10 protein-coding genes are annotated in these 9,806 nt (G+C 72.6%); 5 read left to right on the top strand and 5 right to left on the bottom strand.

What is annotated here, in order from left to right:
* The first annotated feature begins 203 nt into the window (after nt 1-203).
* Nucleotides 204-437 carry a hypothetical protein gene (locus ACFXGA_RS02435; protein ID WP_378083616.1) on the top strand — a complete coding sequence of 78 codons (234 nt, stop codon included), beginning with the start codon at nt 204-206 and terminating at the stop codon, nt 435-437.
* A 4-nt stretch (nt 438-441) separates the two neighbouring features.
* Complete coding sequence (locus tag ACFXGA_RS02430) at nt 442-852, top strand: hypothetical protein (RefSeq protein ID WP_378083613.1); 411 nt, start codon at nt 442-444, stop codon at nt 850-852.
* Nucleotides 853-1,465: 613 nt separating this feature from the next.
* Here ACFXGA_RS02430 and ACFXGA_RS02425 read toward each other — a convergent pair.
* Nucleotides 1,466-2,965, bottom strand: coding sequence for a glutamate-cysteine ligase family protein (locus ACFXGA_RS02425; RefSeq protein WP_378083611.1), 1,500 nt, complete (start codon nt 2,963-2,965; stop codon nt 1,466-1,468).
* A 208-nt stretch (nt 2,966-3,173) separates the two neighbouring features.
* On the opposite strand from ACFXGA_RS02425, the gene ACFXGA_RS02420 reads away from it, so the two are divergent.
* Nucleotides 3,174-3,950: a TrmH family RNA methyltransferase gene (locus tag ACFXGA_RS02420; RefSeq protein ID WP_378083610.1), complete on the top strand. Its 777-nt coding sequence runs from the start codon at nt 3,174-3,176 to the stop codon at nt 3,948-3,950.
* 41 nt (nt 3,951-3,991) lie between these two features.
* Nucleotides 3,992-4,630 (top strand): DUF2537 domain-containing protein, encoded by a 639-nt coding sequence (locus tag ACFXGA_RS02415; RefSeq protein ID WP_378083607.1) that lies wholly within the window; start codon nt 3,992-3,994, stop codon nt 4,628-4,630.
* A 49-nt stretch (nt 4,631-4,679) separates the two neighbouring features.
* On the opposite strand, the gene ACFXGA_RS02410 is transcribed toward ACFXGA_RS02415, so the two are convergent.
* Nucleotides 4,680-6,539, bottom strand: a complete 1,860-nt coding sequence (locus ACFXGA_RS02410; protein WP_378083606.1) for an ABC transporter ATP-binding protein — start codon at nt 6,537-6,539, stop codon at nt 4,680-4,682.
* On the bottom strand, nt 6,536-8,266 hold the full coding sequence (locus tag ACFXGA_RS02405) for an ABC transporter ATP-binding protein (protein ID WP_378083604.1): 1,731 nt from the start codon (nt 8,264-8,266) through the stop codon (nt 6,536-6,538). Before ACFXGA_RS02405 ends, ACFXGA_RS02410 begins: the two co-directional genes overlap by 4 nt.
* Nucleotides 8,267-8,391: 125 nt before the next feature.
* Here ACFXGA_RS02405 and ACFXGA_RS02400 point away from each other — a divergent pair, with 125 nt between their 5' ends.
* On the top strand, nt 8,392-8,649 hold the full coding sequence (locus ACFXGA_RS02400) for a hypothetical protein (RefSeq protein ID WP_378083602.1): 258 nt from the start codon (nt 8,392-8,394) through the stop codon (nt 8,647-8,649).
* Between the two features lie 61 nt (nt 8,650-8,710).
* Here ACFXGA_RS02400 and ACFXGA_RS02395 read toward each other — a convergent pair whose 3' ends face one another.
* Nucleotides 8,711-9,154, bottom strand: a complete 444-nt coding sequence (locus tag ACFXGA_RS02395) for a hypothetical protein (RefSeq protein WP_378083600.1) — start codon at nt 9,152-9,154, stop codon at nt 8,711-8,713.
* Nucleotides 9,147-9,521: a hypothetical protein gene (locus tag ACFXGA_RS02390; RefSeq protein ID WP_378083598.1), complete on the bottom strand. Its 375-nt coding sequence runs from the start codon at nt 9,519-9,521 to the stop codon at nt 9,147-9,149. Before ACFXGA_RS02390 ends, ACFXGA_RS02395 begins: the two co-directional genes overlap by 8 nt.
* Nucleotides 9,522-9,806 lie beyond the last annotated feature (285 nt).

Genomic DNA, 9,806 nt, shown 5'->3' with positions numbered 1-9,806 from the left:
CGATTTTTTTCTCTAGCTTGTGTGGGGGGGTGTGGGGGGGGGGGGGACGTTATTGGGGGAACTTTGGGGGCCCCGCCCGGGGGGTGTGCGGGGGGGGGGGGGGGCCCTCGTCGTGTCCCGGCCTCGTCGTGTCCTGGGCTCGTCGTGTCCCGGGCCGGAGATGCGCCGCGCCAACGGATCGGTCCCCGTGTGACGATCGGCCGGTGTTGAGCGCCAGGGACGTCACGCTGTCGTTCGGCCCGCGCACCGTGCTCGCGGGGCCACCCTCGACGTCGGCGCGGCGGCGCAACGCGAAGTCCGACGAAAGCGACAAGAACATCACGTTCGCCGGCAAGCAGGGCACGGGGAACCTGTCCGCTGCTCGTGACCCACGACCGCAGTTGGCTTCGGCGGTGGGGGTTGACCACACCTTGGACGTGCGGACCCTGGCAAGATAGGCGCATGGGCACCGAGGAGGACTGGCCGATCGAGCAGACGTGGTCGCTGCGCAACACGCACTGGCACGCGTACGTGGAGCACACGTCACTCGACCACGCCTCCCCGCGCGCCGAGCGGTTGGAGCGCACCCCGGAAGAGGTCCTGACCACGCCCGCCGAAGTGGCCGCGTGGTTGGAGGTCAACCTGCGCAGTGCGACGAAGCCCGAGGAGGTCGGGAAGAAGCGCACGAAGGACGAGCGGGACTTCTCCGACTCGAACCGGGTGCACACGTCGCTGGCGTCGGCGGGCGAGAGCATCTACACCGGGGTGAAGGGCATGCTGACGTTGGCGGTCGAGGCCGTGACGCCCGACGAGTGCCGCAGTTCCCACGACGGTGCCGACGTCGCGCCGCTGAAGGCCGGGCGGCGGCGCTGACCTGCGGGTATGGTGGGGTGTGCGGGCGCTCGCGGCGGCCGTGAAAGATCACCCTGACGTGTTAATGACGGCGCGGCGGGTATCAATGGAAACGCCCGGAGCGTTGCCGGAAGAATGAAGGCCGCGGCGCAGGCCAGAGCTGTGCCCGGGGCACGGGTGGCCCTGGTGCCCTCACGAGCAGGACAGCCGTGTCGCCTGCCCGCCCCCGCCGCCCAGCCGCTGCCGTGCCGCCCGGTCGCTGCCCGGTCATGCCGTGCAGCCCCGCCGCGCCGCCCGACCAGCCTCGCCCCGCCCCGCCCGACGAGCCCCGCCCGACGAGCCCCGCCCGACGAGCCCCGCCCGACGAGCCGCGTCGCGCCCGACGAGCCGCGTCGCGCCCGACGAGCCGCGTCGCGCCGCGCAGCCCCGCTTCGCCGCGCCGCGCCGCCCGGTCGCTCGCCCGGTCAGGCCGTGTAGCCGCGCCGCCCGTCCAGCCCCGCCGTCCGGCTGCCCGCCCGGTCAGGCCGTCCAGTCCCGCCGCCCGTCCGATCGGGCGGCCTCGGGCCCCGTGAGGTGACCTGACCCCCGCGCCCCGACGCGCGGCGGACAGGTCGTGGGACACGTGGCAGGCGGGTCAGCCGCCCACCGGCCACGTGTGGACCGGCTCCCCCGCGTGCGACAGCTCGACGTACCGCCCGAGCATCGCGCTCAGCGCCGCGTCCCGGTCGGCTCCCCGGTCCTCCAGCAGCGCCACGGTGTCGCGCTGCCACTGCGACCCCGTGCGCCGCGTCAGGCACCGCGCCTCGATCACGCCGAGGTACCGCTCCCGCGCCTCGTCGGACACCCCGCACGCGCGCAACCCCTCGTGCGCCAACGGCAGCAACCGGCGCAGGACGAGTTCGTCCGGCGGCACCCACCCGATCCCCGGCCAGTACAGCTGCGCGCCCATCCCGTGCCGCGACCCGGCGTACAGGTTCTCCTCCGCCGCGTGGAACGACATCTGGCTCCACAAAGGACGTTCCAGCGTGGTCAACGCCCGCTGCGCCCCGTAGAAGAACGCCGCGTTGGCCATCGTGTCGAGCACGGTCGGCCCGGCCGGCAGCACGCGGTTCTCCACGCGCAGGTGCGGCACGCCGTCCACGACGTCGTACACCGGCCGGTTCCAGCGCCACACGGTCCCGTTGTGCAGCCGCAGCTCCGTCAACGTCGGCGTGCCGCCCGACCCGAGCACGTCCAACGGGTCCTCGTCACCGGTCTCCGGCAGCAACGCCGGGAAGTACCGCACGTTCTCCTCGAACAGGTCGAAGATGGACGTGATCCACCGCTCCCCGAACCACACCCGCGGCCGGACGCCCTGGTTCTTCAGCTCCTGCGACCGGGTGTCCGTGGCCTGGAGGAACAGCGGGATGCGGGTCTCGTGCCACAACGCCCGCCCGAGCAGGAACGGCGAGTTGGCCGCGATCGCCACCTGCACCCCGGCCAACGCCTGCGCCGCGTTCCAGTGCGCCGCGAAGTCGTCCGGCGCCACCTGCAGGTGCAGCTGCACGGACGTGCAGGCCGCCTCCGGCATGATGGACTCCGCGTAGCTGGACAGCCGCTCGCCCACCCGTCCGGGCATGGGCGCGCCCTCCATAGACAGCACGACCTCCTCCCCGCGCAGCGCGAGGATCTGGTCGTTGAGCCTCGTGTACCGCGGCTGGTTGGACAGCCACCGCCGGTCGAAGTGCTCGTGCCGCAACGTCGGCAGCACCCCGATCATCACGATCGACGTGCCGGCGTCGTGCGCCTTGACGTCGGCCGTCGCCAGCGTGGAGACCAGTTCCCTCTCCAGGTCCAGCGTCTCGTCGCCGGCCAGCTCGCGCGGCGGGACGTTCACCTCCAGGTTGTGCTGGCCCAGCTCCAACGTGAACGACGGGTCGTCGATCTTCTCCAGCACCTCGGAGTTGGCCATCGCGGGCCGCCACGCGCCGTCGACCAGGTTCAGCTCGATCTCCAGCCCCATCTGCTGCCTCGGGAAGGAGAAGCTCTCCTCCACCAGCATGGTTCCCAGCGCGTCCATGCACCGCTGCATGCGCTCGCGGTAGCGCTGGCGGTCCTCCCTGGTGAACGTCCGACTGGACACATCCGTACCCATGCCGCCTCCCAATCACGGTAGGGCTGCTCCGGCGGGCTTAGCGGAGGCCAACCGTGACACAGCAACCACCCGCCCGCCAGCGCCCAAATCGGTGCTCTCTGTCACATGGGGGTAACAATAAGCGAGAATTCGCTGGTCCAGGGCTTGTGTTGAACTGCCTCGATTCTGTGAGGGGTGTTCACCTGCGCGGAGGTGGGACACTGCTGACGTGATCGAGATCGACGACCCGGCGGACCCCCGGCTGGACGACTTCCGGGACCTGTCGACGGCCGACCGCCGCCCGGACCGCCCCGGCGGCCGGGGCCTGGTGATCGCCGAGGGCGTGGTGGTCGTCGAACGGCTCCTCGCCTCGCGCTACCCCGTGCGCGGCCTGCTCGGCGTGCGCCGCCGCGTGGCCGCGCTCGGCGACCTGCCCGCGCCCGCGTACGTGACCTCCGCCGAGGTCATGGCCGAGGTCGTCGGCTTCCACCTGAACCGGGGCGTGCTCGCGTCCGCCGACCGCGCGCCCCAGCCCGACGTGGCCGAGCTGGTCGCGTCCGCGCGCCGGCTCGCCGTGCTGGAGGGCGTCGGCGACCACGAGAACCTCGGTTCGCTGTTCCGCAACGCCGCCGCGCTCGGCATCGACGGCGTGCTGCTCGGCCCGGGGTGCAGCGACCCGCTGTACCGGCGCAGCGTCCGCGTCTCGATGGGGCACGTGCTGCGCGTGCCGTTCGCGTCGGTCCCGAACCTCACCGAAGCGTTCGACCTGCTGCGCCACAACGGTTTCACGGTCGCCGCGCTCACCCCGCGCGCCGACGCGAAGGGCCTGGCCGACGCCGGACTGCGGGGCCGCAAGGTCGCCGTCCTGCTCGGATCGGAGGGGCCCGGCCTCACCGAGGAGGCCATCGCGGCGGCCGACGTGGCCGTCCGGATCCCCATGGCGGAGGGCGTCGACTCGCTGAACGTGGCGACGGCGGGCGCCATCGCCTTCTACGCGATCGCCTGAAACGCTACGTTCTCACCGGGCACGACCAGAGGAGGACGTAGGTGGAACTGCGGGTCCAGGACGGCCGGGCCGTGCTCGCGGGTCGCGACGACGCGGGCGAGCGGGAAGTCGACCCGCACACCCTCCCGCTCGGCGCGGGTCTCGCCGACGCGCTGCACGAGTGGGCGAAGGTGGCCGGCGCGGTGACGCGGGCCGAGACGCCCGCCGAGGGCGCCGCGAGCGCCCTGGTCACCAGGAGGGGACGCCAGTTGGCGGGCCGGTTGGCCGCCGAGATGGGCGTCCCGGTGCGGTACACCGACCCGGTGACCGGCGAGCTGGTCGTCGTGGACGTCCCCGCCGAGGACGAGGCGGAGGACGTCGGCGAGGGCGTCGAGGAGGGCGCGGAGCCGGAGGGCGACCGGGAGGAGCCCCGGGAGCCGACCCCCTGGGGCACCGGCCTGACGGTCAGCTTCATCGTGGCCGCCGTGGTGACGTTCACCGTCTACACGCTGTCGGTGGGGCTGGGCGAGACCAGCCAGTGGCTCGCCCTGCTGGCGAACGTCCTGGTGGTCGGCGGCATCACCCCGTCGGTGTGGCTGGCGCGGAACGTGCCGGTGTGGCGGTGGGTCGCGTACGGCGTGGTGGCGGGTGTGCTGGCGGCGTGGTTGTCGCTGCTGCTGACCAGCCTGCTGGCCCCCTGAGCGCGCCGGCCCCCTGAACCCGGCGTGCCGCGTTCAGGGGGCGTGCGCACTAGGCCAGGGAGTCGCGCCACGCGGTGTGCAGCGCGGCGAACCGGCCCCGGCCGCCGATCAGCTCCTCCGGCGTGCCGTCCTCCACCACCCGGCCGCCGTCGAGCACCAGCACCCGGTCGGCGATCAGCACGGTCGACAGCCGGTGGGCGATGATGAACGCCGTCCGCTCGGCCAGCACCGTTTCCAGCGCGTCCTGCACCGCGCGCTCGGTCGGCACGTCGAGGCTGGACGTCGCCTCGTCCAGCACGAGCACCGCCGGGTCGGCCAGGAACGCCCGCGCGAACGCCACCATCTGCCGCTGGCCCGCGGACAGCCGGCCGCCGCGCTTGCGCACGTCGGTGTCGTAGCCCTCGGGCAGCGCGCGGATGAACGCGTCCGCCCCGACCGCCCGCGCCGCCGCCTCGACCTCCTCGCGGGTCGCGGACGGCCGGCCCAGCGCGATGTTGTCCAGCACGGACCCGTCGAACAGGAAGTTCTCCTGCGTCACCATGACGACCGCGCGCCGCAGCTCGGCGTCGGCCACCGACCGCAGGTCCACCCCGTCCAGCAGGACCGCGCCCGCGGTCGGGTCGTAGAACCGGGCCACCAGCTTGGCGAGCGTCGACTTCCCCGCGCCGGTCGCCCCGACCAGCGCCACCGTCTGCCCGGCGGGCACGGTCAGGTCGAACGCGGGCAGCACCAGCGGCGTGTCCTGCGAGTAGCGGAACTCGACGCCCTCGAACCGGACCGCGCCCTGCACCTCGCCCAGCGGCGTCGGCTCCTCCGGCTCGCGGACCTGCGGCTCCTCCTCCAGCAACCCGGAGATCTTCTCCAGCGCCGCGGTGGCGGACGCGTAGGCGTTGGCGAACATGGCGAGCTGGTCGAACGGGTCGTAGAACCGCCGCACGTACAGCGTGAACGCGGCCAGCACACCCAGTTCGAGCTGACCGCCCGCCACCCGCAGCGCGCCCCAGGCGAGGATCACCGCGAGCGACAGGTTGCCGATCACCCGCACCGACGACGTGAACGCCGCCATCACGCCCATCGCGTCGGTGTTGGCGTCCCGGAACCGGCCGTTCAGCTCGTTCATGATCTTCTCGTTGCGCCGCTCGCGCCGGAACGCCTGCACCGCGCGGATGCCGTTCATGGTCTCCACGAACTGCACGATGATCTTGGCGATCGCGCCGCGGGTGTGCCGGTAGGCCCGCCCGGACCGGCGGCGGAACCAGCGGGTCAGCAGGATCAGCGGCACGAAGCCGGACAGCACCACCAGGGCGAGCGGGACGTCCAGATAGAGCAGGACGACCGAGATGCCGAGCAGCGACAGCATCGAGGTGAAGAAGCCGTCCAGGCCCTCCTCGACCAGGTCCTGCAGCGAGTCGACGTCGCTGGTCAGGCGGGAGATCACCTTGCCCGAGGTGTACTTCTCGTGGAACGAGACGGACAGCCGCTGGGCGTGCCGGAACACGCGTTCCCGCAGCACGAGCAGCACGTCCTGGCCGATCCGGCCGGTGAGCCGGACGAACGACCAGCGCAGCAGGGTCGCGGAGATCGCCGTCGCCACGTAGCCGCCGACGCACCAGGCGAGCGCCTGCGGCCTGCCGTCCAGCGCGGCCGGGACGCCGGTGTCGATCGCGGCCGCGATCAGCAGCGGACCGGCCAGGTTGACCAGGTTCTCCAGGACCACGATGACGAGGGCGAGGGTCGCCGCGCGGGCGTGCGGGCGCAGCAGTTCGCCGAGCAGCCGGCGGGACCGGGCCTGGAGCTTGACGCCGGTCGCGTAGTCCACGTCCTCGACGTCCTCGGCCGCGACGCCGCGCCACGCCTCCTCGTCCGGGTCCGGCTCGGGCCGGTGCCCGGTCACGGCCTCCGCGGTCACGCCGCCACCTCCTCGTCCTCCATCGTGGACAACAACGCGCGGTAGTCCTCGTTGTCGGCCAGCAGTTGCGCGTGGGTGCCGGTGGCCGCGATCCGGCCGTCGACCAGCATCGCCACCCGGTCGGCGAGCTGCACCGTGCTCGGGCGGTGCGCGACGACCAGCGCCGTCACGCCCTTGAGCACGCGCCGCAGCGCGGCCTCCACCTCGGCCTCGGTGTGCACGTCGAGCGCGGACAGCGGGTCGTCCAGCACCAGCACGGCCGGGTGCCCGGCGACCGCGCGGGCCAGGGCCAGGCGCTGCCGCTGACCGCCGGACAGCGACAGGCCCTGCTCGCCGATCCGGGTGTCCAGGCCCCACGGCAGCGCGTCCACGAACTCCTCGGCCCGCGCCACCCGCAGCGCCTCGCGGACCCGGCCCTCGTCGATGTCGGGCGCGCCGAGCGCGACGTTCTCGGTGACGCTCGCGGAGAACAGGATCGGCTCCTCGAACGCGGTGCCGACGACCCGGCGCAGCTCGCCCAGGTCCAGGTCGCGCACGTCCACGCCGTCGATCGTGACGCGGCCCGCCGTGACGTCGGCCAGGCGCGGCACCAGGGCGGTGACGGTCGTCTTGCCCGAGCCGGTCCCGCCGACCAGGGCGACCGTCTCGCCCGGCCGCAGGTCGAGGTCGACGCCGCGCAGCACCTCGGTGCCCGAACCGGGGTGGCGGTAGCGGACGCCCTCGAACCGGACGTGCCCGCGCACGGGCGCGGCCAGCGGCTTCGGGTTCGCCGGGCTGGTGACGGTGACCTCGGTGTCGACCACCTCGAAGTACCGCTCCAGCGCGGACGCGGTGGAGTTGGTCTCCGCCAGCAGCCACCCGATCGAGTCGACCGGCCAGCGCAGGTAGGCGCTCACCGTGACGGCGGCGACGAGCGTGCCCACGGTCATGGTGCCGTCGGCGATGCCCATCGAGCCGAACGCGAGCTGGCCCGCGATGCCCAGTTCCGGCAGCACGATCAGCACGGCCCACAGCGCGGCGAAGATCCGCACCTTGGCCACTTCGGTGTCGCGCAGCTCACGCGCCTGGCGCAGGAACCGCCCGGTCAGGTGCGGTCCGCGGCCGAACGCCTTCAGCACCCGGATGCCGAGCACGGACTCCTCGACCACCGTCGTCAGGTCGCCGGACTGGTCCTGCGCGCGGCGGGCGACGACCTTGAACCTGGTCTCGAACAGGTAGGACAGCACGACCAGCGGCAGCGTGCTCGCCAGCACGATGATGCCCAGGACGGGTGACAGCCAGAAGAGCACGCCGAGCCCGATCAGGACGACGAGGCTGTTCACCACCAGGAAGATGACGGCGAAGCCGACGAACCGCCGCACCTGGGTCAGGTCGGTGGTCGCGCGGGACAGCAGCTGCCCCGACTGGTAGCGGTCGTGGAAGGCCACCTGCAGGTCTTGCAGGTGGTGGTACAGCTCGGCCCGCATCCGCGCCTCGACGTCCGACGCCGGTCCGGCGATCAGCTTGCGACGGGCGTAGAACAGCGCGGCCTCGGCGCAGCCGAGCAGCACGATGACGCCGATGAGCAGCGGCAACGCGCTCAGGTCGCGGTCGGCGATCGGGCCGTCCACGATGCGTTGGGTGATCAGCGGGATGCCCAGCCCGCACATCATCGCGAGCATGGTGGCGACCATGGCGAGCACGACGGGTGTGCGAACGGGCTTGAGGTACGGCCACAGCCTGCGCACGCTCGCGGCTGTGGAAGTACGGTCTTCCGACACGAGGCCCCCTCCGGTCCACCCTTGACGGTACGAAGGTGGACCGACTTCCGGCATCCGGTTTTCCTGTGCTCGACCCTGCAGGCTGGAGTTGGGTGGAGGTCAAGAGTCAGGTGGAGGTCACCGTGGAGGTTCGGTTCCTGCGCGCGGAGGCGACGATGGCGTTCCCGCGGGGGAGGTTGCTCGCGGTGCGGGGCGGGCGGTTGTACGTGCTCGCGCCCGACGGGTGGGACGTCGTCGGCGGTGCCCGGCCCGAGGGGGCACGCCCGATCAGCCGTGAGGAGGCGGTGGAGTGGTGCCGGTTCGAGGGGGTGGGGGAGGAGGTGCTCGACGCGGTGCCGGTGCCGGAGTAGGGCGCGGTGCCGGGGTCGGTGTCGGTGCCGGGGTCGGGGGTGGTGCCGGGGTCGGGGGTGGTTACTTCCCGGTTCGGCGCAGGACGGCGGGGGCGGTGAGCAGGCCCGCGACGCCGTAGCTGACGCCCGCCAGCAGGACGAGCACGGTCCACTTGTCGCCGATCCAGGTGAACCGCTCCGGCACCTTGAAGTAGTGCGCGAGGCCCAGCAGGATCGGGCCGATCAGCACGATCGGCCACACCGGGCGCACCTTGAGCAGCCACAGCAGCGGCCCGGCGAGCAGGGCGCTGGCCACCAGCGCGATCGGCAGGCCGATGACGACCAGCAGGATGAACTCGCCCAGGGACGTCTCGTTGACCACGCGGTCGAGCACGCCGGTGCGGTAGGCCTGGATCCAGGCGACGAACAGCGCGGAGCCGACGACGGCCGAGAACACGACGCGCAGCAGCACCCGGAACGCGAAGCCGCCGATGGCGGAGCGCGAGGTGGGCGGCGTGTCAGTCACGGGCAGCAGTGTGGCTCACGGGGTGGCGGGCTGTCACCGGTGCGGCCAGCACGAAACCGATCAGGCCGGCGGCCACGGAGCCCGCGGGGATCGACACCCAGACGGTGAGCAGGGTCAGGGCGGCGGTGAAGGTGACGCCCACGGCGGCGAAGCCCAGGGGGCGGTCCTGGTGGGCGGCCCTGAGGACGGCCCACGCGAGGAGCAGGCCCACGATCAGGCTGATCGGCATGGAGACCAGGCCCAGGGCCAGGCAGTCCCAGTCGTCGGTGGAGCAGATGGTGCCGGAGGCGATGAACTCGCGCAGGCCCAGCCAGGCCGCGCCCAGGGCTGCGCCCACGGCGGCTCCGGTGACCAGTCGTCCCAGCATGGCTGGTGGGTACCCGGGTGATCGTCGGGGGTAAACGCGGGGTAGTTGGGTGGTTGCGCGGTGGAGCTTGAGGACTCACGCGCGAGTCCTACGTTCGGAACGCGAGTGTCCTACGTTCGGAACACCCGAGTTGAGCGTTCGGGTCTACGGCTCGGTGGTGCGGTCCGGCTCGATTTGACATGGGGCCCTTACGGGTACCCGGGGCAGGCCAAAGCCGGCAGGCCCGGCGGGGAAAAGCGTCCCGCCAGGCCTGCCGGCTTCGTCCAGCCTAAGGCACCCGAACCC

It is taken from the genome of Actinosynnema sp. NPDC059335, from assembly GCF_042752395.1.
GTDB lineage: Bacteria > Actinomycetota > Actinomycetes > Mycobacteriales > Pseudonocardiaceae > Actinosynnema.
This window is presented reverse-complemented; position numbering and strand designations above follow the sequence as displayed.